This is a genomic window from Streptomyces sp. NBC_00076 (assembly GCF_045041235.1).
GTDB lineage: Bacteria > Actinomycetota > Actinomycetes > Streptomycetales > Streptomycetaceae > Streptomyces.
Genome location: NZ_CP108242.1, coordinates 6,025,205 through 6,045,931, shown reverse-complemented (window position 1 = coordinate 6,045,931; position 20,727 = coordinate 6,025,205). Strand labels below are relative to the sequence as shown.

Here is a 20,727-nt window from a genome sequence, read left to right as displayed (position 1 = left end):
CCAGCCACCCTCGAAGGGGCGGGATTTCGGCCAACTGGCTTGCCGAGCCAGGATTCTGATCACCAGTCAGACGCACCGATCCACATAATGTGACGCACGTCTCTGGCTACTTACCCCTCGGTAACTCTACGGTTCCCCTCGCGCCACCCTCACCCACGAACATGCATCCGAAAACTGCAGAACGTCCGGACGTGAGAGGAACCCCCACATGACAAGACGACGCCCCTGGGCGCGCCGCACAGCCGTCACCACTGTCTCCGCCGCCGCCCTCGTGGCACTGGCCGTCCCCGCCGAGGCCGCCACGACGGCCACGAGCACCTCCATGAGCGCCTCCACGACCGCCCAGGCCGCCGCGGCCGAGGATGTCGACTACGCCACCTGGCAGCGGGACTGCCAGGGCGTGATGGACCAGGCCCTGCCCTATCTGAAGCAGCGCACAGCGGCCACCAAGCCGGGCGAGAAGCAGGCGATCGTCTTCGACATCGACAACACGACGCTGGAGACGGACTTCGGCTTCAGCTACCCGCAGCCCGCCAACAAGCCGGTCCTGAACGTCGCCACATTCGCTCAGGAGCACGGCGTCTCGCTGTTCTTCGTCACCGCCCGCCCGGGAATCATCTCCGGCGTGACCGACTACAACCTCAAGAACGTCGGCTACCGGGTGTCCGGGCTCTACGTCCGCGGCTTCAGCGACCTCTTCAAGGACGTCGCCGCCTACAAGACCGCCCAGCGCGTCGACATCGAGTCCAAGGGCTACACGATCATCGCGAACATCGGCAACAGCGCCACCGACCTGTCGGGCGGGCACGCCGAGAAGACGTACAAGCTTCCTGACTACGACGGTCAGTTGTCGTAACCACCCGCGGGGTTGCACCAGGGCATGCGAAAGGGGCCGGTGCTCGAAAGCACCGGCCCCTTTCTCCGGCCCAGGGCCGTGAGGCTTACGCCTCCTTGCTCAGGTTCGGTCCGGCTCCGCCGGCCGCCTGCTCGATCGGCGGGACGTCGGGCAGCGCCGACTTCTCCTCACCCCGGAAGGTGAAGGTCTGGGTCTCGCCCTCGCCCTCGGTGTCCACGACCACGATGTGACCGGGACGCAGCTCGCCGAAGAGGATCTTCTCGGAGAGCGTGTCCTCGATCTCGCGCTGGATGGTGCGACGCAGCGGCCGCGCGCCCAGCACCGGGTCGTAACCCTTCTTGGACAGCAGCTCCTTGGCGGCCTGGGAGAGCTCGATGCCCATGTCCCGGTCCTTGAGCCGCTCGTCCACCTTGCCGACCATCAGGTCGACGATCTTGAGGATGTCGTCCTGGCTCAGCTGCGGGAACACGACCACGTCATCGACGCGGTTGAGGAACTCGGGACGGAAGTGCTGCTTGAGCTCGTCCGACACCTTGTTCTTCATGCGCTCGTAGTTCGACTTCTTGTCACCCGAGGCCGCGAAGCCCAGGTTGAAGCCCTTGGAGATGTCCCGGGTGCCGAGGTTGGTCGTCATGATGATGACCGTGTTCTTGAAGTCCACGACCCGGCCCTGGGAGTCGGTCAGGCGACCGTCCTCCAGGATCTGCAGCAGCGAGTTGAAGATGTCCGGGTGGGCCTTCTCGACCTCGTCGAACAGGACGACGGAGAACGGCTTGCGGCGGACCTTCTCGGTCAGCTGGCCACCCTCTTCGTAGCCCACGTATCCGGGGGGCGAACCGAAGAGACGCGACACCGTGTGCTTCTCACTGAACTCCGACATGTCGAGGGAGATCAGCGCGTCCTCGTCACCGAAGAGGAACTCCGCGAGGGCCTTGGACAGCTCGGTCTTACCGACACCGGAGGGGCCGGCGAAGATGAACGAACCACCGGGACGCTTCGGGTCCTTGAGGCCCGCACGCGTACGACGGATCGCCTTCGACAGCGCCTTGACGGCGTCGACCTGGCCGATGACCCGCTTGTGGAGCTCGTCCTCCATGCGCAGCAGACGCGAGGACTCCTCCTCGGTCAGCTTGAAGACCGGGATGCCGGTGGCGGTCGCGAGGACCTCGGCGATCAGCTCGCCGTCGACCTCGGCGACGACGTCCATGTCGCCGGCCTTCCATTCCTTCTCCCGCTTGGCCTTGGCGGCCAGGAGCTGCTTCTCCTTGTCGCGGAGGGAGGCGGCCTTCTCGAAGTCCTGCGAGTCGATCGCGGACTCCTTGTCGCGGCGGACGCCGGCGATCTTCTCGTCGAACTCGCGCAGGTCCGGCGGCGCGGTCATCCGGCGGATGCGCATCCGGGAGCCGGCCTCGTCGATCAGGTCGATCGCCTTGTCCGGCAGGAAGCGGTCCGAGATGTACCGGTCGGCCAGGGTGGCGGCCTGGACCAGCGCCTCGTCGGTGATCGAGACGCGGTGGTGCGCCTCGTACCGGTCACGCAGACCCTTGAGGATCTCGATCGTGTGCGGCAGGGACGGCTCCGCGACCTGGATGGGCTGGAAGCGGCGCTCGAGGGCCGCGTCCTTCTCCAGGTGCTTGCGGTACTCGTCCAGCGTGGTCGCACCGATGGTCTGGAGCTCACCGCGGGCCAGCATCGGCTTCAGGATCGAAGCGGCGTCGATGGCGCCCTCGGCGGCACCCGCACCGACCAGCGTGTGCAGCTCGTCGATGAACAGGATGATGTCGCCGCGGGTGCGGATCTCCTTGAGGACCTTCTTCAGGCGCTCCTCGAAGTCACCGCGGTAGCGGGAGCCGGCGACCAGTGCGCCGAGGTCCAGGGTGTAGAGGTGCTTGTCCTTGAGGGTCTCGGGCACCTCGCCCTTGACGATGGCCTGGGCGAGGCCCTCGACGACGGCGGTCTTGCCGACGCCGGGCTCACCGATCAGGACCGGGTTGTTCTTGGTACGGCGGGACAGCACCTGCATGACCCGCTCGATCTCCTTCTCGCGCCCGATGACCGGGTCGAGCTTGGACTCACGAGCGGCCTGGGTGAGGTTCCGGCCGAACTGGTCGAGGACCAGGGACGTCGAGGGCGTGCCCTCGGCAGGGCCACCACTGGCGCCGGCGGTCTCCTTGCCCTGGTAGCCGGAGAGCAGCTGGATGACCTGCTGCCGCACCCGGTTGAGATCAGCGCCCAGCTTGACCAGGACCTGGGCGGCGACGCCCTCGCCCTCACGGATCAGGCCGAGCAGGATGTGCTCCGTGCCGATGTAGTTGTGGCCCAGCTGAAGGGCCTCGCGGAGCGACAGCTCCAGGACCTTCTTGGCACGGGGGGTGAAGGGGATGTGCCCGGACGGGGCCTGCTGGCCCTGGCCGATGATCTCCTCCACCTGCTGGCGGACCGCCTCGAGCGAAATCCCGAGGCTCTCAAGGGCCTTGGCGGCGACACCCTCACCCTCGTGGATCAGGCCCAGGAGGATGTGCTCGGTGCCGATGTAGTTGTGGTTGAGCATCCGGGCTTCTTCCTGAGCCAGGACGACAACCCGCCGCGCGCGGTCGGTGAACCTCTCGAACATCGTTAATCGCTCCTCAGAGCGGTCAGGCAGTGGGGGGAACTTCCCCTCCCTGTCCTTCCGCAGCTTAGTCCCGCAAGCGGGGACCGCTCATTCCAACTGCCGACACCGTCGATGGCCTCCTGACCCCGAACGCCGACATCTGCTCCAACCCGATGGTGCGAGACGATGTTCCCGCAGGCCAGGCAGTTACCCTCACTATCAGTACGCCGATGGCGAACGTGAGACGCCCTGTCCTGCGTGTCGCCCCCTCCCACTAGGGATGTCTTACCCGCTGGGACTGACACACTCCATGCCGCAGGCACCGGTTCGCTCCGCTATGGGCGAACAACCTCGTGTCTCCCCGCTCCTCCGCGCACCCCAGATCGAGCACTCTTCGCATACGGAAAGGCACGCAACGTAACTTGCGCGCCGCTTCGACTGTTGCACTTGGCATGGTTGGCAGCCTCCCCCCGGTCACCACCGGATCCCCCGCGGTCCCGCTCCCTCGTCGACCTCTCGATCCGAGCGACCGGACCCGCCGGTGGTACGAGAACGTACTGGGCTGGCGGACAGTGCCCGTGTCGCCCCCGCCGCCCGGAACTCCGGGCATCCCCGGGGCCCCGGTGCAGCTCTCGGTGGGCCTGCGCTTCGACGTTCTGGATGTGCCGGCCGAGGCGGGACGGGCGGCCCTGCGCCACCTGGTCGCGGGGTCCCCGGTGGCCCTGCAGGGCGGCCGGATGCGGCTCCTGGTGGCCGCAGGCGCTGCGGAGGAGGTGCCCGGCGTACTGGACTGGCTGGAGTGGGGCACGCTGCCGCTCGACCTCACGATGATCGGCGAGGGAGGAGTGCTGGACGCGCCCGCGCCGCCGGAGCCGGGGCGCCCGGTGTGGGCGGGTCTGCCGCACGACACGGGACACAAGGCACAGGCGGGGCCACCGGACAAGCCCGGGCACATCGCACAAACCGCACAAGCGGGGCCGTCGCACGAGCCGGGGCACCAGGTACCGAAAGGGCCGTCGCACGAGCCCGGGGAGACCGCCCTCGACGGGACCGAGCAGACGGTGATGACACGCCTGCTTCGCGAAGCCGGTCCGCTGCTTCCCGCTCCCCCGGGGCCTCCAGGGCTGCGCTCGCTCCCGCAGGGCCGCGTCGGGGCCGTGCAGAGGGCCGCCGTGTGGGTGCGGCCCCCCGAGCCCGGGTGCGAGGTCGAGGCCTCGCTGCCGACACTGTCGGCCATGGGGGGCGGTGGGGGCGCCCCCGATCTCGTACGCGTTCTGAGCACCGTGGCGACCCAGTGCCACCGCCTGCGACTGCGACAGGCGGGCGCCCGGCCGCCGGCCGTCCCCCGGGCCCGGCACTGAGCCAGGCACCGATTCGGGCCGGATCCGCGCCGAGCCGGATACCTCGATCAGCCGTTGGCCTTCTCGTAATCCTCGCGAATGGACTGCGGAACGCGGCCGCGGTCATTGACCTCGTAACCGTTCTCCTTCGCCCAAGCGCGGATCTGCGCGGTGTCCTGGCTGCCACCAGAAGCGGCACGCGCCTTTCCGCGTCCACCCGAAGCGCGGCCCCCGGTGCGGCGACCACCCTTCACGTAAGGCTCAAGAAGACCACGCAGCTTGTCCGCATTGGTGGTCGTGAGATCGATCTCGTAGGTCTTGCCGTCCAACGCGAACGTGACGGTCTCGTCCGCCTCGCCGCCGTCGATGTCATCGACAAGAAGGACCTGAACCTTCTGTGCCACCGGATTTCCTTTCATCCATAACTTGAGGGCCGGGGGCCTGCGGCATCCGCCGTTTCGCCGTCCCCTGTTATATGCAGTACTGCAGTACGTCGGAAAGCAAACCGCTTTTGCTGGAAAAACACAAACCCTAGGGCGGGATCGACCGACCTCCCCCAGTCCGGAAACATGTGCGTTTCGGACATAGGGAACCTGGGCAGGGCCCGACCGGACGGAATAGGTTCTCCCCATCTGACCTTGTCGCCCCATGGCATGCCTTGGCGATCACAGATGCAGAAGCATCCGGCTGTTGCCCAAGGTGTTCGGTTTCACCCGTTCGAGACCGAGGAACTCCGCCACGCCTTCGTCATAGGAACGCAGGAGCTCCGCGTAGACATCGGTGTCGACGGGCGTCTCGCCGATCTCGACGAAGCCGTGCTTGCCGAAGAAGTCCACTTCGAAGGTCAGACAGAAAACGCGGCGAACGCCGAGCCAGCGCGCGGTGTGCAGCAACTTCTCCAGCAACTGATGGCCGACACCGGCACCCTTCAGTCCGTCCTTCACCGCGAGAGTGCGGACTTCCGCGAGGTCTTCCCACATCACATGAAGGGCGCCACAGCCGACGACCTCGGCGTTGTCGTCCCGTTCGGCGACCCAGAACTCCTGGATGTCCTCGTAAAGGGTCACCGTCGCTTTGTCGAGCAGGATGCGGCCGCGGACGTACGCGTCAAGGAGACGACGCACGGCCGGGACATCGCCGGTGCGGGCCCGCCGGACGGTGATGGCTTTTGCGGTGACTACGGGACTCTCCGCGGACGGACTCTCCGCTGAGCTCTCTGCTGACATGAGCGGACGCTATCGCCCGTCGCCCTCCGGCGCAGAGCCGGGGTTCGTCCCGGTGGTATCGGGCGGTGCGTCGGGAGGGGCTTCGGATGATTCCGGACCCTGGACCATGCGTACGGCATCTCGCAGGGCATGCCGCTGTTCGTCGCTCATCATGCCGAAGAACGCGACGAGAGCCGCGGCCGGGTTGTCACTCTGGGACCAGGCGTCGTTCATCAGCGCCGCGGCGTACGCGGCCCGGGTGGAGACCGCCTCATATCGATAGGCCCGGGCTTCCGCCTCCCGGCGCACCCAGCCCTTCTGATGGAGATTGTCCAGGACGGTCATCACCGTGGTGTATGCGATGGACCGTTCCTGCTGAAGATCTTCCAGGACTTCTCGAACGGTGACCGGGCGGTTCCACTTCCACACCCGCGTCATGACCGCGTCTTCGAGTTCTCCCAATGGGCGAGGCACAGTTCAGCACAATAGTGGGAGATCTCGGAATCAGCCTGACGGACGTGCGCTTTCAGCAGCAAACAAGCGCAAAAAGGGCGCAGGACTCGGGAATGTCCGGAGTCCTACGCCCACGGCGCACCGTCGGAAGCGGGCAGGGTGACCGCCACTGCCGTCATCCCCGTACTGCCACCGCTCAGGCGTCGCTGCTCGCGGAGCGCTGACGGGCACTCTCGGCGCGCGCGAGGGCCGCGTCGACGGCGGCGTCCTCCTTGGCCTTGTTGGCCCCGCCCTGGGTCTTCACGATCACCCTGATCAGACCGATGAAGAACACGGCCATGACGACCGGCGGCACGAGCGCGGAGACGTAGTCCATGTGTCCAGAGTAGCCACGGGCCGGGGGGCGCTCGGGGCGGGGTGGAGCGAAGTGGGGCGGAGCGTCCCCCGGAACCAGGGCGTCGGCGGACGTCTCAGCCCGCGGCCCGTTGCTGCGGGGGATCCGCGGGCGGGCTGGTCGGTTTGCGACGGGGGAAGACCTCGCCGGGGGTGGGGATGGGGCGGGACGGCTTCGGTTCGGCGGGGGACGCCGGCCTGGGGGTGGCGGGCCGCTCGGGCCGCTCGGCGGGCTTCTGCGGGGGCTTTCGGTCGGGGTCCCTGGCCGGGCCCTTGGCCGCATCGTCGGCGGCGCCCGCGGAAAGAACCCTGGAGGAGGCTTTCGGGTGATTCTCGGCCCCTTCCGCGACTCCGCGTCCGGCCGGGTGCCCGGTGACGGCGGAACGGCCTCCGGGTAGTGCCAGGAGGCGCGTACGGGAGGCGGGGACGGTCGGGGTGTCCGTGGCGGCCTGGCGGGCGGCGCCAGGGGCCGGAGGGGCGCCTGCGTCCTGTTCGGCCAGCGCCTGGCAGCGGTCGAGGAGGAGGGCCGCGACGGGGTTGCCGCGCAGGGCGCGGAGGGCGGCCAGGTCGTCGGGGTCCGGACGGTATCCGGCGGCCAGGGCCTCCTCCAGGAGCGTGAGATAGCCGGCGGCGGTGCCGGGGAGGGCGGCGCGGTACCGGGCGAGGTCGGCCACCAGGAAGGCACGCAGCCGGGCACCTTCGCGCGTCGCCTCGTCGAGGGACTCGGCTAGGCGGAGACAGTCCTGGACGTCCTCGGCCGGGGCGGGCGTGGGGTGGATGGCGAGGGCGAGAGCGCGGCGGAGCACACGCAGCTCCTCCACACCGAACGCCATGCCGCCGCGGGATCCGTATGGCGTGGGCATGCGGCGACGATACGCGCTAATCAGACAAATTCGACATAAGGGCGCCGGGTGTGGCGCCTGCCGCCACCCACCCGGACGTGCGGCTCAAGCCCTCGGATCGGGTGCACGCGAGGCGCCGACGAGGTGCACGCGAGGTGCACCCGAGATGCACGGCCGCGGCGCGAGGCAGACCCGGACGCGAAGGTGCGCCGGCCTCGCGCCGCAGGTCACAACCGCGACACGTTCCGCTCGTACACCATCCGCAGGCCGATCAGCGTCAGCCACGGCTCGTGCTCGTCGATCACCGAGGACTCCCCGAGCACCATGGGCGCGAGCCCACCCGTCGCGATGACCGTCACGTCCTCCGGATCGTCCGCCAGCTCCCGCGCCATCCGGCTCACCACGCCGTCGACCTGGCCCGCGAACCCGTAGATGATCCCGGCCTGCATCGCCTCGACCGTGTTCTTGCCGATCACGCTCCGCGGTCGCGCCACCTCGATCTTCCGCAGCTGCGCCCCCTTCACGCCGAGGGCCTCCACGGAGATCTCGATACCGGGGGCGATGACACCGCCGACGTACTCCCCGCGCGCGGACACCGCGTCGAAGGTCGTCGCCGTACCGAAGTCCACGACGATGGCGGGCCCGCCGTACAGCTCGACGGCGGCCACCGCGTTGATGATCCGGTCCGCGCCGACCTCCTTGGGGTTGTCGGTCAGGATCGGTACGCCCGTCTTGACACCGGGTTCGACGAGGACCGCGGACACGTCGCCGTAGTAGCGCCGTGTCACCTCGCGCAGCTCGTGCAGCACGGACGGCACGGTCGCGCAGATCGCGATGCCGTCGATGCCGTCCCCCAGCTCGTCGCCGAGGAGCGGGTGCATGCCCATGAGGCCCTGCAGGAGCACCGCCAGCTCGTCGGCGGTGCGGCGGGCGTCCGTCGAGATCCGCCAGTGCTCGACGATGTCCTCGCCGTCGAACAGGCCCAGAACCGTGTGCGTGTTGCCCACGTCGATCGTGAGGAGCATGGCGACTACTCCGCCTCGCGCAGGTCCAGGCCGATGTCCAGGATCGGCGAGGAGTGGGTGAGGGCCCCTACGGCGAGGTAGTCGACGCCGGTGTCCGCATAGGTCCTGGCGTTGCCGATGGTGAGCCGGCCGGAGGCCTCCAGTGCGGCGCGGCCGTGCACCACGGCCACCGCCTCCTCGCACTCGCCCGGTGTGAAGTTGTCCAGCAGGATCAGGTCGGCGCCCGCGTCCACGACCTCGCGCAGCTGGTGCAGGGTGTCGACCTCGACCTCGATCGGCACCTCGGGGAAGGCCTCCCGTACGGACTTGAAGGCCTGTGCGACGCCGCCCGCGGCGACCACGTGGTTGTCCTTGACGAGGGCCGCGTCGGACAGCGACATGCGGTGGTTGACGCCTCCGCCGCAGCGCACCGCGTACTTCTCCAGGGAGCGCAGGCCCGGCGTGGTCTTGCGGGTGTCGCGCACCCTCGCCTTGGTGCCCTCCAGGGCGTCCGTCCACGCGCGCGTGGCGGTCGCGATGCCCGACAGACGGCACAGGAGGTTCAGTGCGCTGCGTTCGGCGGTCAGGAGGTCACGGGTACACGTGGTGACCGACAGGAGCTTCTGCCCTGCCTCGACGCGGTCGCCGTCCTCCACGTGCCGCTCGACCTCGAACTCGTCCGTACAGACCACCGAGACGACGGCCTCGGCGACCCGCAGCCCCGCCACCACGCCGGCCTCGCGGGCGGTGAAGTCGGCGGTGGCGACGGCGTCCTCGGGGATGGTCGCGACGGTCGTCACGTCCACGCCGTGGTCGAGGTCCTCCTGGATGGCGACGTTGGCGATGTCCTCGACCTCCACGGGGTCGAGTCCCGCGTCGGCCAGGAGCTGGGCGAGCGCGGGGTCGAGCCCGCACTCCAGGTATTCCTCGCCGTCGACGCCGGCGTCGGCGCCACAGGCACAGCCGTCGCCGCAGCCGCCGCTCTGGGCGAGGGGAAGGTCGGGGGTGCTCACTTCTGTCACTGCTCCTGAAGGCGCTGCTGGTGCTGCCGGGTCGGGGGGAAGTCTGCGGTATCGGTGGTGTGTACGGCGAGTGCGCGGTCCGGATTCAGCCGTACGACGATGTGGCGGCGCCACGTGTTGTCGTCGCGCTCGGCGTGGTCCTCGCGCCAGTGGCAGCCCCGGGTCTCCTCGCGCAGGCGCGCGGCGGCGACCAGGACGCGGGCCACGCACAGGAGGTTGGTGGCCTCCCAGGTGTCGACCCCCGGCTCGGCGGTCTTGCCGTTCTCGTCGAGGGCGTCCCGGGCGTCGGCGTGCAGGCGCTGGAGGGCGTCCCCGGCGGTGGCCAGGGACTCGGCGGAGCGCAGGACGCCCGCGCCGCGCGTCATGGCCCGCTGGATCGCGAACCTGGACTCCGGGGCGAGCAGGGGGTGGGCGGGCTTCTCGGGGTGCTCGACCGGCGCGGGCACGCGCGCGTGGAGACCGTTGACGGCACGGCTCGCCACGATGTCGGCGGCGATGCGTTCGGCGTAGACCAGCCCTTCCAGGAGGGAGTTCGACGCGAGACGGTTCGCGCCGTGCACGCCGGTGCAGGCGACCTCACCGCACGCGTAGAGGCCGGGCACGGTGGTGCGGCCCAGCTCGTCGGTGCGGACGCCGCCGGAGGCGTAGTGGGCGGCCGGGGCTATCGGGATGGGCTCGTGGACCGGGTCGATGCCGTGGGCGCGGCAGGCGGCCAGGATCGTCGGGAAACGGTGCTCCCACATGTCCGCGCCGAAGTGCCGGGCGTCGAGGAACATGTGCTCCGCGTCCTGCTCCCGCATGCGGCGCGTAATGCCCTTGGCGACGATGTCCCGGGGGGCGAGTTCGGCCAGTTCGTGCTGGCCGACCATGAAGCGCACCCCGTCGGCGTCGACCAGGTGGGCGCCTTCGCCGCGGACCGCCTCGGAGACCAGGGGCTGCTGGCCCTCCGCGTCCGCGCCCAGGAACAGCACGGTCGGGTGGAACTGCACGAACTCGAGGTCGGACACCTCCGCACCCGCGCGCAGGGCGAGTGCCACGCCGTCGCCCGTCGACACGGACGGGTTGGTGGTCGCCGAGAAGACCTGGCCCATGCCCCCGGTCGCGAGGACGACCGCGGGCGCGTGCACGGCGCCCACGCCGTCGTGCTGGCCCTCGCCCATGACGTGCAGGGTGACGCCGGCGGTACGGCCGTCGGCGTCGGTGAGCAGGTCCAGGACGAGCGCGTTCTCGATCGTGCGGAGGCCGCGTGCCCGTACTGCCTCGACGAGCGCCCGGGAGATCTCGGCGCCGGTCGCGTCGCCGCCGGCGTGCGCGATGCGACGGCGGTGGTGGCCGCCCTCGCGGGTGAGCGCCAGCCGTCCTTCGGCGGACTCGTCGAAGTGGGCGCCCGTCTCGATCAGCCGGCGGACGGCGTCCGGGCCCTCGGTGACGAGGATCCGTACGGCCTCCTCGTCGCACAGGCCCACGCCCGCCACGAGCGTGTCGTCCAGGTGCTGTTCGGGCGTGTCGCCCTCGCCGAGGGCCGCGGCGATGCCGCCCTGTGCCCAGCGGGTGGAGCCGTCGTCGAGGCGGGCCTTGGTGACGACGACCGTCTTCAGGCCCGCTGCCTCGCAGCGCAGGGCCGCGGTGAGGCCGGCGACCCCGGAGCCGACGACCACGACGTCCGCGGCGATGGACCACCCGGGTGCGGGCGCGTGCAGTCGTATGCCTGTGCTGGTCACGAGGCGGCTCCGAAGGTGAGGGGAATGTTGTCGATCAGCCGGGTCGTCCCGACCCGGGCGGCGACGGCGAGAACGGCCTCGCCGGTGAAGTCGTCCTCGATCTCGGTGAAGTCGGACGGGTCGACGAGCGCCAGGTAGTCCAGCGCGAGCGGCGGATCCAGGCGGGCGGCATCGTCGAGGATCAGGCGGGCGGCCGCGCGGACGGTCGCGGGGCCACCCGGGGCGGCTTTGGAGACGGCGTGGGTGTCGGCGGCGGCCCGGGACTCCCCTATGGCGCTCAGTGCCTCGGCACGCGCACGCGTGGCGGGCACCTCACGGGCCCGGGCGCGCAGCGCCTCCTGCGCCGCGTGCCGGTCGCCGCCCGCGAACAGCGCGCGGGACAGCGCGAGGGCGGTGCGGCGCTCGGTCGGCGAGAGGAAGCGGTTGCGGCTGGACAGGGCCAGCCCGTCCTCCTCGCGCACGGTGGGCACGCCGACGATCTCGATGCCGAAGTTCAGGTCCCGTGCCATCCGGCGGATCAGGGCGAGCTGCTGGGCGTCCTTCTGGCCGTAGAGCGCCGTGTCGGGGCGGGTGAGGTGGAGCAGCTTGGCGACGACGGTGAGCATGCCGTCGAAGTGGCCCGGCCGTGAACCGCCCTCCAGGCGCTCCCCCATGGGTCCGGCGCTGACGCGGACCTGGGGCTCGCCGCCCGGATAGACCTCGTCGACGGCGGGAGCGAACACGACGTCCGCGCCCGACTCCTCGGCGATCTTGAGGTCGGCGTCCAGGGTGCGCGGGTAGCGGTCGAGGTCCTCGCCCTCGCCGAACTGCAGCGGGTTCACGAAGACCGTGACGACGACCTCGCCGTCGGGTCCGGCGACCTCGCGTGCGGTGCGGATCAGCGTGGCGTGCCCCTCGTGCAGGGCGCCCATGGTCATCACGACGGCGCGGCGGCCCGCGCGCGCACGGGCGTGCAGTTCGTCGGCGGTACGCAGCAGGACGGTGGTCATCGGGCGTCCCCTTCGGTGCCGTCGGTCCCGTCCCCGGGGGTCCGGTCGGTCCCGTCGGCGAGTACCCCGAGAAGGTCCTCCGCGAATTCCGGCTTCAGCAGGCCGTGGGCGAGGGCGCGGTCCGCCGTCGCGCGGGCCATCGCCAGGTAGCCGGCGACTGCCTGGGGGGCGTGCTTGCGCAGCTGTTCGACGTGGGCGGCGACCGTGCCCGCGTCCCCGCGCGCGACGGGGCCGGTGAGGGCCGCGTCGCCGGAGCGCAGGGCGTTGTCGAGGGCGGCGCCGAGCAGCGGGCCGAGCATCCGGTCGGGAGCGTCCACACCGGACGCGCGCAGCAGCTCCATGGACTGCGCGACCAGCGTCACCAGGTGGTTGGCGCCCAGTGCGAGCGCCGCGTGGTAGAGCGGCCGCATCTCCTCGGCGATCCACTCGGGTTCGCCGCCCATCTCGATGACGAGGGCCTCGGCCGCCAGCCGCAGTTCCTCGGGCGCGGTGACGCCGAAGGAGCAGCCGGCCAGCCGCTGCACGTCCACGGGCGTGCCGGTGAAGGTCATCGCCGGGTGCAGGGCCAGCGGCAGCGCGCCCACGCGCAGGGCGGGGTCCAGGACCTTCGTGCCGTACCGCCCGGAGGTGTGCACCAGCAGCTGTCCCGGCCGTACGGCACCGGTCTCGGCGAGGCCTTCGACGAGACCGGGCAGGGTGTCGTCGGGGACGGTCAGCAGCACCAGGTCGGCGCGCTCCATGACCTCGGCGGGCGGGACGACCGGCACGTCGGGCAGCAGCTGCGCGGCCCGGCGCCGGGAGGCGTCCGAGACTCCGGAGACGGCCACCGGACGGTGCCCGGCGAGCTGGAGGGACGCGGCCAGCGCGGGGCCCACGCGGCCGGCGCCGACGACACCGACGGTGAGCCGCGCGGGGCGGTCCTGGGGATCTGGCTGTTGGAATGTACTCACGCGACTGCGGCCTTCCCGTTCCAGTCCGCTCTGGGTACCGGACGATTTCTCGTCATGTTAACGCGATTGGTTCGAGGGGCGTTCGGTTGTCCACAGGCTGTGGGCCACGGCACGCCGGGTGCCCACTGACGCACGCGCGGAAATCCGGATGCCCGTGTGGAGGGCCACGGGCATGATCCGGGCATGAGCGATACGGCGGAGCAGGCACAGGACGAGCACGGGCCGATGCGGGTCTCCGACGATGAGCGACCCACGCACGTCGTTGACGAGGAAGAACGGGAGCGGGCCGACGAGGAAGAGCCCGCGGGGGTCTCCGACGCAGAACGGCGTACCCGGCGCAGGGAGCGACGCAGCGCCGCTACCCGAGGCGCTGAGCGCGCTCTCGCGCGCCTCGGTTTCCTCGGCACGCTGCGGGAGCGCCTGGCCCTGCTGGACGCGGCGCCGGAGGTGTACGACCTGGACGAGACGTCGGACATCTACGGCAACGGCGTGGTCGAGGCCCTGGAGGAGAGGGTCGCGGGCCTGCTCGGCACCGAGGCCGCCGCGTTCTTCCCGACGGGCACGATGGCCCAGCAGGTGGCCCTGCGCTGCTGGGCGGGCCGCACCGGTGACGCGACGGTCGCCCTGCATGGGCTGGCCCACCCGGAGGTGCACGAACGGAACGCGTTCAGTCAGGTCAGCGGATTGCGCCCGGTCCGGGTGACGAGCGAGCCCCGGCTGCCGACGGCGGACGAGGTACGCGACCTCGACGAGCCGTTCGGGGCGCTGATGCTCGAACTCCCCCTCAGGGACGCCGGTTTCGTGCTGCCGTCCTGGGAGGAGCTCACCGAGGTCGTGGCGGCGGCCAGGGAACGCGATGCCGTGGTCCACTTCGACGGGGCCCGCCTGTGGGAGTCCACCGTGCACTTCGGCCGCCCCCTGGAGGAGATCGCGGGCCTGGCGGACAGCGTCTATGTGTCGTTCTACAAGTCCCTCGACGCGTACGGTGGCGCGGCCCTGGCCGGCCCCAGGACGCTGGTCGAGGAGGCGAAGTCCTGGCGGCACCGGTACGGCGGCACGCTCTTCCAGCAGTTCCCGACCGCCCTGTCGGCGCTGATCGGCCTGGAGCGGGAGCTGCCCCGGTTGCCGGAGTACGTGGCCCACGCGCGCGTGGTGGCCGACGCGATGCGCGTCGGGTTCGAGGCGGCCGGGGTGCCGTGGGCGCGCGTCCACCCCGAGGTGCCGCACACCCACGACTTCCAGGTCTGGCTGCCGTACGACGTCGATGTCGTCTCGGAGGCCGCGATCCGGCAGGCCGAGGAGACGAGGACCGTGCTGTTCGCCGACGCCTGGGACCAGAAGGGCCCCGGGCTGGCCTGTACGGAGGTCTACGTACGGGCGGCCGGCCTGGAGTGGACGCGCGACGACGTGCGGTCGGCGGTCGCGGACTTCGTGGCCCGGCTGGGCGCTCCCCGCTGACCGAGGAGGACGGCAGGGGTCAGCGGGCGGAACGGGACCGAGGACGCACCCACCGGCGCACGGCGAGGCGTATCCGTCCGCGGGCCGGGCGCTCGGCGAGGACCGCCCGGAACGCGCGACGGTCACGCAGTTCTCGGACGACCTGCCAGTCGTGGGCACCGGGCGCGGGCGGCGCGGGTTCACCGAGCCGGTCGGCGCGGTACGTGTCGAGGAGGTACTGCTGGGTGATGCTCATGGCGGACGGCCCCTTCTCGGGATTCTGCGGACGTGGAAGCCGGACGTGGAAGCGGGCTCCGCGGCTGCCCGTCGTCCCAGGTTGCGCCGCTACGGCGGTGGCGTCGCGTCGATTGACGGGCGCCGTCAATCGGGACCGGCGTTGTCAGTGGCGGGGTGCACCATGAGGTCATGAGCGTGCGCATCGACATCGCGGAGCTGCGGCCGGAGAGGGTCGCCGTCGTGTCCTCCCCCCTGGCCGAACTCGGCATGGCGCTGCACGCGTTGTCCGAACCGGCGCACCATCCCGCGTTACAGGGCTGGGTGACGAGCGTGACCGCCGGGCTCGACTCGCACCTGGCCGACCGGATGTGCGAGGCCGACTTCCTGTGGCGGTCGACGTTCTCGGACCTCTTCATGCCGTTCGCCGGCGTCCCCGGCCGTAGCACCCTTCCGGGTGCGACCCTCGCCGATGACCTGGGGCTCCTGGACAAGCTGTCGGACGAGCAGTTCGTGGACGCGGCCCTGGAGTTCTCGTGCGCGATGCCGTACTCCTCGCAAGGGCCCCCGATCCTCGCCGACGCGGAGATGCGGCGCCGCGCCCTGGAACTGGCGGCGTCGCGCGGACCGCAGCAGGTGCGGTTCAGCGAGCGCCTGCTGGCCGACCCGCCGTGGATCCGGGCCTGGTTCCGGCAGTTCGTGGAGGACTGCGACGAGGCGTTCTTCGCGGGGGCCTGGTCCCGGCTGCGGCACCAGCTCGCGGCGGACGCCCGCCACAAGACGGACCTCCTGCGGCGCAGAGGCCTGGCCGAGGCGCTGGCCTCGGTGTCGCCCGCAGTGACGCTCGACGAGTCAGCGGCCCGGATCACCGTCGACAAGCTGGGCGACGGCCATTCGACCACCGGGGACGGCGGCCTCCTGCTCGTCCCGACGAGCCTGGGCTGGCCGCACCTGAGCGTTCTGCACCGGTACGGCTGGCAGCCGGCGCTGCACTACCCGGTCGGTTCGCCGGAGCTCGCCGCGCCGCCGTCGGTGGACCAGCTGGCCCTGCGGATGACCGCGCTCTCGCACCCCGTCAGGATGCGGATCTGCCGCAATCTGGCCCGCAGCGCGTATACGACGAGCGAGCTGGCCCAGGTGCACGGCATGACGGCCCCCGAGATATCCCGGCACCTGGCGGTGCTGAAGAAGGCGGGCCTGATCACCACGCGCCGCCGCGGCCGATACGTCCTGCACCAACTGGACGTCACCGTGGTGGCCCGGCTGGGCAGTGACTTCCTGGAGGGGATCCTGCGATGACCGACGACCGATGACTGCTGACCGCTGCCCCGCCGCCAGCCCCCAACCGCTATCCGTGCCCGCCCGCCCGCACCAGCCCCGTCTCGTACGCCAGGACGACCACCTGCACCCGGTCCCGCAGCCCCAACTTGGTCAGGATGCGGCCCACATGGGTCTTGACGGTCGCCTCGGACAGCACGAGCCGGGCCGCGATCTCGCCGTTGGACAGGCCCTGGGCGACCAGGATCATGACCTCGCGCTCCCGCTCGGTGAGCCGCTCCAGCCCCTGGTGCCGGGGCTCCTTGCCGGCGCTCGGCAGCATCGGCGCGAAGCGGTCGAGGAGGCGGCGCGTGGTCGACGGTGCCACCACCGCGTCACCGCTGTGCACCGCGCGGATGGCCGCCAGCAGTTCACCGGGCGGCACGTCCTTGAGCATGAAGCCCGAGGCGCCCGCCTTCAGCCCGGAGAAGGCGTACTCGTCGAGGTCGAAGGTGGTCAGGATCAGCACCTTCGGCGGGTCGGACTCCAGGCAGATGCGGCGGGTGGTCTCCACGCCGTCCAGCTTCGGCATCCGGACGTCCATCAGGACGACGTCCACGGCCGTCGAACGCAGCACCTCGAGAGCCTCCACGCCGTCGCCCGCCTCCGCGACGACATCCATGTCCGGTTGGGCTGCGAGCACCATCCGGAACCCGGTGCGCAGCAGCACCTGGTCGTCGACGAGCATCACGCGGATCGTCATCGGGGCCTCTTCCGTTCTCTGTCCGTCGGGGTTCGTGGGGTCCATAGGAGCCGTAGGGGCCATAGGGATCGTTACAGGTGTCAACCGGATGCGTGCGTCGACGTCAGTGCGCCGGTTTGAGCGGGAGCAGTGCACTGATGCGGAATCCTCCGCCGGGGCGCGGACCCGCGTCCAGGGTGCCGCCGACCATGCCGATCCGCTCACGCATGCCGATCAGGCCGTGCCCCCGGCCGTCGAGACCGCCCTCCTCGTACAGCTCGTGCGGGGCGCCCTTGCCGTCGTCCTCGACGAGCAGGCCGAGCCCGTCGTCGAAGTAGACCAGCCGGACGCTGGCGCCCGTGTTCGGCCCGCCGTGCTTACGGCTGTTGGTCAGGGCTTCCTGGACGATGCGGTACGCGGTGAGCTCGACGCCGCTGGGGAGCGGTCGCGGGGTGCCCTCGATCTTGAAGTCGACGGGCAGTCCGGAGCCCCGGCACTGCTCGACGAGGTCCTCGATCTGCTCCACGTCGGGCTGCGGGACGTACTCGCCGCCCTCCTGGTGCTCGCCGGTGCGCAGCACGCCCAGCAGGCGGCGCATCTCGGCGAGGGCCTGGCGGCCGGTGGAGGAGATCGTCTCCAGGGCCTTCTTCGCCTGGTCGGGGGCGGCGTCGAGGACGTAGGCGGCACCGTCGGCCTGGACCACCATCACCGACACGTTGTGCGCGACGACGTCGTGCAGCTCGCGCGCGATCCGGGCCCGCTCGGCGGCGACCGCGACCTTCGACTGTGCCTCACGCTCCTTCTCCAGACGGGAGGCCCGCTCCTCGAGCTGCGCGAAGTAGGCGCGGCGGGTGCGGATCGAGTCGCCGAGCACCCAGGCGAGCGCGAACGGCACCGTCAGGAAGATCATTTGGGCGACGTTGCCCAGGGCGCCCGAGTCGGTGTTCGGCCAGCGCAGCTGTGCCACGGTGGCCGCGCACAGGCCCGTGACCAGCGCGAGCCGGGAGGCCCAGCGGGCGCCGGTCGCGGCCACCGTGTAGACGATCACCAGCAGGGCGAAGTCCGCGGCCGACGTCTCGACGTCCAGCACGACCTGCGCCACTCCGAGGCCGAGGGCCAGCAGGAGCATCTTCTCCGGCATCCGCCGGCGCAGCGCTATCACCAGGCACAGCAGGAGCACGATCGGCACGATCACACCCCGGGAATCGGTGCCCTGGGCGGTCTGGCGGGCCTCCTCGCCCGCCACGGAAATCCCGAAGAGGAAGACGGCCCAGAAGCTGTCGGCCCACGTCGGGTGCCTGCGGAGGAAGTCATAGAGGCGCTGCACGTAACCCAGCGTAGGGATGCGGGATGCGTGCAGGGGTCAACCGGAGGACCGATCCGTAGCGTCCGCGCATACTCCGCAAGGTGGAGGCTCCGTTCCCCTGTGCGCTTAGCCTGACGACGTGACGGAGGAAAACGCGGGGGCGACGAGCCGCGGTTGGCGCGGCTGGCGGGCCGCCGCGGAGGCGGCGCTGTACGGGCCGGAGGGCTTCTACCGCAGGCCCGAGGGGCCGGCCGGCCACTTCCGTACGGCCGTGCACGCGTCGCCACTGTTCGCGGAGGCGGTGGCCCGGCTGCTGTGCCGGGTCGACGAGGTGCTGGGCCGGCCGGCGGAGCTCGACTTCGTCGACATGGCCGCGGGGCGCGGCGAGTTGGCCGCGGGCGTGCTCGCCGCGCTGCCCGCGGAGGTGGCCGCCCGCGCGCGTGGGTACGCCGTCGAGATCGCCGAGCGGCCCGCGGACCTCGATCACCGGATCGAGTGGCTGGCCGAGCCCCCACAGGGGATCACCGGGCTGCTGTTCGCCAACGAGTGGCTCGACAACGTGCCCGTGGAGGTCGCCGAGGTCGACTCCGCGGGCGTACCGCGGCTGGTGCGTGTGCGGGAGGACGGGCGGGAGCGCCTGGGAGAGCCGGTCCGCGGCCCGGCGGCGGAGTGGCTGACCCGGTGGTGGCCGCTGCCGGCCGAACCGGGGCTGCGGGCCGAGATCGGGCTGCCCAGGGACGAGGCGTGGGCGGCCGCGGTCGCCACCGTGGAGCGAGGGCTCGCGGTCGCGGTGGACTACGCGCACACGGCGGACGCGCGCCCTCCGTTCGGAACGCTCACCGGCTTCCGGGACGGGCGGGAGACGGCGCCCGTGCCGGACGGCTCGTGCGACCTCACGGCACATGTCGCGCTGGACGCGTGCGCACTGCCCCCAGGGCGCGTCCTGAGTCAGCGCGCCGCCCTGCACGACCTGGGCCTCACAGGCGCACGCCCCCCGCTCGCGCTGGCGTCCACGGAGCCCATGGCCTACGTGCGCGCCCTCGCGAGCGCCGGGGAGGCCGCCGAGCTCACCGCGGTGGGCGGACTCGGGGACTTCGGGTGGCTGCTCCAGCCGGTCGGCATTCCGGACGCGCCCCTGGGAGACCGGCGGGTCTCCCGCCCGGGAGACCCGCCCGGCACACCGGACCTGCCCGGCACACCCGCGGGAGACCTACTTGTCGATGTCCCCGACCACGAAGAACAGTGACCCCAGGATCGCCACCATGTCCGCCACCAGCGTGCCCGGCAGCAGCTCCACGAGCGCCTGGATGTTGTTGTACGACGCCGAGCGCAGCTTCAGTCGGTACGGGGTCTTCTCGCCCTTGCTGACCAGGTAGTAGCCGTTGATGCCGAGGGGGTTCTCGGTCCACGCGTACGTGTGGCCCTCGGGTGCCTTGAGGACCTTGGGCAGCCGCTGGTTGATCGGTCCGGGCGGCAGGTCGGCGAGCCGGTCGAGACAGGCGCCGGCCAGGTCGAGGGCGTTGTGGGTCTGCTCCAGGAGAACCTCGAAGCGGGCAAGACAGTCACCCTCTGTCCGGGTCACCACCTTCAGGGTGTCCTGGAGCTCCCCGTACCCGAGATACGGCTCGTCCCGGCGCAGGTCGAAGTCGACGCCCGAGGCACGCGCGATCGGCCCGCTCACCCCGTAGGCGTGCACGGCCTCCGGCGCAAGGACGCCCACGCCCCGCGTACGCCCCCGGAAGATCTCGTTGCCGACCACCAGATCGTCGAACCGGTCCATACGGGAGCGCACGGCGGCGACGGCGGAACGCGCGCGCGTGGCCCACCCGGCGGGCAGGTCCTCCTTGAGGCCGCCGACGCGGTTGAACATGTAGTGCATACGGCCGCCGGAGACCTCCTCCATGACGTTCTGGAGCACCTCGCGCTCCCGGAACGCGTAGAAGACCGGCGTGATCCCGCCGAGCTCCAGCGGATACGAGCCAAGGAACATCAGGTGGTTCAGCACCCGGTTCAGCTCGGCGAGCAGGGTGCGGGTCCACACCGCGCGCGGGGGCACCTCCATGCCGAGCATGCGCTCCACGCCGAGGACCACGCCCAGCTCGTTGGAGAACGCCGACAGCCAGTCGTGACGGTTGGCGAGCATGATGATCTGGCGGTAGTCACGTGCCTCGAACAGCTTCTCCGCGCCGCGGTGCATATAGCCGATCACCGGCTCCGCGTGCTGGATCCGTTCGCCGTCCAGGACCAGCCTGAGCCGCAGCACACCGTGTGTGGACGGGTGCTGAGGGCCGATGTTGAGCACCATGTCGGTGCTCTCCGCGGCGCCGCCGATTCCGACCATGGTCTCCGTCGTGGGAGTCATGCACTCAGTCTCTCCTACGTA

Annotated in this window: 20 protein-coding genes; 5 read left to right on the top strand and 15 right to left on the bottom strand. The window is 70.9% G+C overall.

Annotation, left to right across the window (positions count from 1 at the left end):
• Window positions 1–208: 208 nt before the first annotated feature.
• Complete coding sequence (locus tag OHA64_RS27615; protein ID WP_405617426.1) at window positions 209–856, top strand: HAD family acid phosphatase; 648 nt, start codon at window positions 209–211, stop codon at window positions 854–856.
• A gap of 85 nt (window positions 857–941) precedes the next feature.
• On the opposite strand, the gene OHA64_RS27610 is transcribed toward OHA64_RS27615, so the two are convergent.
• A complete protein-coding gene (locus tag OHA64_RS27610; RefSeq protein ID WP_405617424.1) occupies window positions 942–3,470 on the bottom strand; it encodes an ATP-dependent Clp protease ATP-binding subunit in 2,529 nt (842 codons plus the stop codon).
• Between the two features lie 557 nt (window positions 3,471–4,027).
• Here OHA64_RS27610 and OHA64_RS27605 point away from each other — a divergent pair.
• A complete protein-coding gene (locus OHA64_RS27605; protein WP_405617422.1) occupies window positions 4,028–4,810 on the top strand; it encodes an SCO3374 family protein in 783 nt (260 codons plus the stop codon).
• A 47-nt stretch (window positions 4,811–4,857) separates the two neighbouring features.
• Here the strand turns inward: OHA64_RS27605 and OHA64_RS27600 are convergent, their stop codons facing one another.
• The 10 genes from OHA64_RS27600 to OHA64_RS27555 all read right to left on the bottom strand — a co-directional run bounded on the left by OHA64_RS27600 (window position 4,858) and on the right by OHA64_RS27555 (window position 13,368).
• On the bottom strand, window positions 4,858–5,193 hold the full coding sequence (locus OHA64_RS27600; protein ID WP_405617420.1) for an Lsr2 family protein: 336 nt from the start codon (window positions 5,191–5,193) through the stop codon (window positions 4,858–4,860).
• 261 nt (window positions 5,194–5,454) lie between these two features.
• Window positions 5,455–6,015, bottom strand: coding sequence for an amino-acid N-acetyltransferase (locus OHA64_RS27595; protein ID WP_405617418.1), 561 nt, complete (start codon window positions 6,013–6,015; stop codon window positions 5,455–5,457).
• Between the two features lie 9 nt (window positions 6,016–6,024).
• Entirely contained in the window at window positions 6,025–6,468 is a 444-nt protein-coding gene (locus OHA64_RS27590) for a BlaI/MecI/CopY family transcriptional regulator (RefSeq protein WP_405617416.1), read from the bottom strand.
• A gap of 175 nt (window positions 6,469–6,643) precedes the next feature.
• Window positions 6,644–6,823 carry a hypothetical protein gene (locus OHA64_RS27585; protein ID WP_405617414.1) on the bottom strand — a complete coding sequence of 60 codons (180 nt, stop codon included), beginning with the start codon at window positions 6,821–6,823 and terminating at the stop codon, window positions 6,644–6,646.
• Window positions 6,824–6,917: 94 nt separating this feature from the next.
• Complete coding sequence (locus OHA64_RS27580; RefSeq protein WP_405624131.1) at window positions 6,918–7,673, bottom strand: hypothetical protein; 756 nt, start codon at window positions 7,671–7,673, stop codon at window positions 6,918–6,920.
• A 236-nt stretch (window positions 7,674–7,909) separates the two neighbouring features.
• Window positions 7,910–8,707: a type III pantothenate kinase gene (locus tag OHA64_RS27575; RefSeq protein WP_405617412.1), complete on the bottom strand. Its 798-nt coding sequence runs from the start codon at window positions 8,705–8,707 to the stop codon at window positions 7,910–7,912.
• 5 nt (window positions 8,708–8,712) lie between these two features.
• Window positions 8,713–9,699, bottom strand: a complete 987-nt coding sequence (nadC, locus tag OHA64_RS27570) for a carboxylating nicotinate-nucleotide diphosphorylase (RefSeq protein ID WP_405617410.1) — start codon at window positions 9,697–9,699, stop codon at window positions 8,713–8,715.
• A 5-nt stretch (window positions 9,700–9,704) separates the two neighbouring features.
• Complete coding sequence (locus OHA64_RS27565; protein ID WP_405617407.1) at window positions 9,705–11,429, bottom strand: L-aspartate oxidase; 1,725 nt, start codon at window positions 11,427–11,429, stop codon at window positions 9,705–9,707.
• Window positions 11,426–12,418, bottom strand: a complete 993-nt coding sequence (gene panC, locus OHA64_RS27560; RefSeq protein ID WP_405617405.1) for a pantoate--beta-alanine ligase — start codon at window positions 12,416–12,418, stop codon at window positions 11,426–11,428. Before panC ends, OHA64_RS27565 begins: the two co-directional genes overlap by 4 nt.
• Window positions 12,415–13,368 carry a Rossmann-like and DUF2520 domain-containing protein gene (locus OHA64_RS27555; RefSeq protein WP_405617403.1) on the bottom strand — a complete coding sequence of 318 codons (954 nt, stop codon included), beginning with the start codon at window positions 13,366–13,368 and terminating at the stop codon, window positions 12,415–12,417. Before OHA64_RS27555 ends, panC begins: the two co-directional genes overlap by 4 nt.
• Window positions 13,369–13,551: 183 nt before the next feature.
• Between OHA64_RS27555 and OHA64_RS27550 the strand changes: the two genes are divergently transcribed.
• Complete coding sequence (locus OHA64_RS27550) at window positions 13,552–14,826, top strand: threonine aldolase family protein (RefSeq protein ID WP_405617401.1); 1,275 nt, start codon at window positions 13,552–13,554, stop codon at window positions 14,824–14,826.
• Between the two features lie 19 nt (window positions 14,827–14,845).
• Here OHA64_RS27550 and OHA64_RS27545 read toward each other — a convergent pair whose 3' ends face one another.
• The gene (locus tag OHA64_RS27545; protein WP_405617399.1) at window positions 14,846–15,061 is read right to left on the bottom strand and encodes a hypothetical protein; all 216 of its coding nucleotides are present in this window, start codon (window positions 15,059–15,061) and stop codon (window positions 14,846–14,848) included.
• Between the two features lie 170 nt (window positions 15,062–15,231).
• Here OHA64_RS27545 and OHA64_RS27540 point away from each other — a divergent pair, with 170 nt between their 5' ends.
• The gene (locus OHA64_RS27540; protein WP_405617397.1) at window positions 15,232–16,338 is read left to right on the top strand and encodes a DUF5937 family protein; all 1,107 of its coding nucleotides are present in this window, start codon (window positions 15,232–15,234) and stop codon (window positions 16,336–16,338) included.
• A 49-nt stretch (window positions 16,339–16,387) separates the two neighbouring features.
• On the opposite strand, the gene OHA64_RS27535 is transcribed toward OHA64_RS27540, so the two are convergent.
• The gene (locus OHA64_RS27535) at window positions 16,388–17,059 is read right to left on the bottom strand and encodes a response regulator (RefSeq protein WP_405617395.1); all 672 of its coding nucleotides are present in this window, start codon (window positions 17,057–17,059) and stop codon (window positions 16,388–16,390) included.
• Between the two features lie 103 nt (window positions 17,060–17,162).
• A complete protein-coding gene (locus OHA64_RS27530) occupies window positions 17,163–18,365 on the bottom strand; it encodes a sensor histidine kinase (protein WP_405617393.1) in 1,203 nt (400 codons plus the stop codon).
• A 118-nt stretch (window positions 18,366–18,483) separates the two neighbouring features.
• Here OHA64_RS27530 and OHA64_RS27525 point away from each other — a divergent pair, with 118 nt between their 5' ends.
• Complete coding sequence (locus OHA64_RS27525; RefSeq protein WP_405617391.1) at window positions 18,484–19,590, top strand: SAM-dependent methyltransferase; 1,107 nt, start codon at window positions 18,484–18,486, stop codon at window positions 19,588–19,590.
• On the opposite strand, the gene OHA64_RS27520 is transcribed toward OHA64_RS27525, so the two are convergent.
• Window positions 19,555–20,706 carry an NADH-quinone oxidoreductase subunit D gene (locus OHA64_RS27520; protein WP_405617388.1) on the bottom strand — a complete coding sequence of 384 codons (1,152 nt, stop codon included), beginning with the start codon at window positions 20,704–20,706 and terminating at the stop codon, window positions 19,555–19,557. The genes OHA64_RS27525 and OHA64_RS27520 overlap by 36 nt on opposite strands.
• Window positions 20,707–20,727 lie beyond the last annotated feature (21 nt).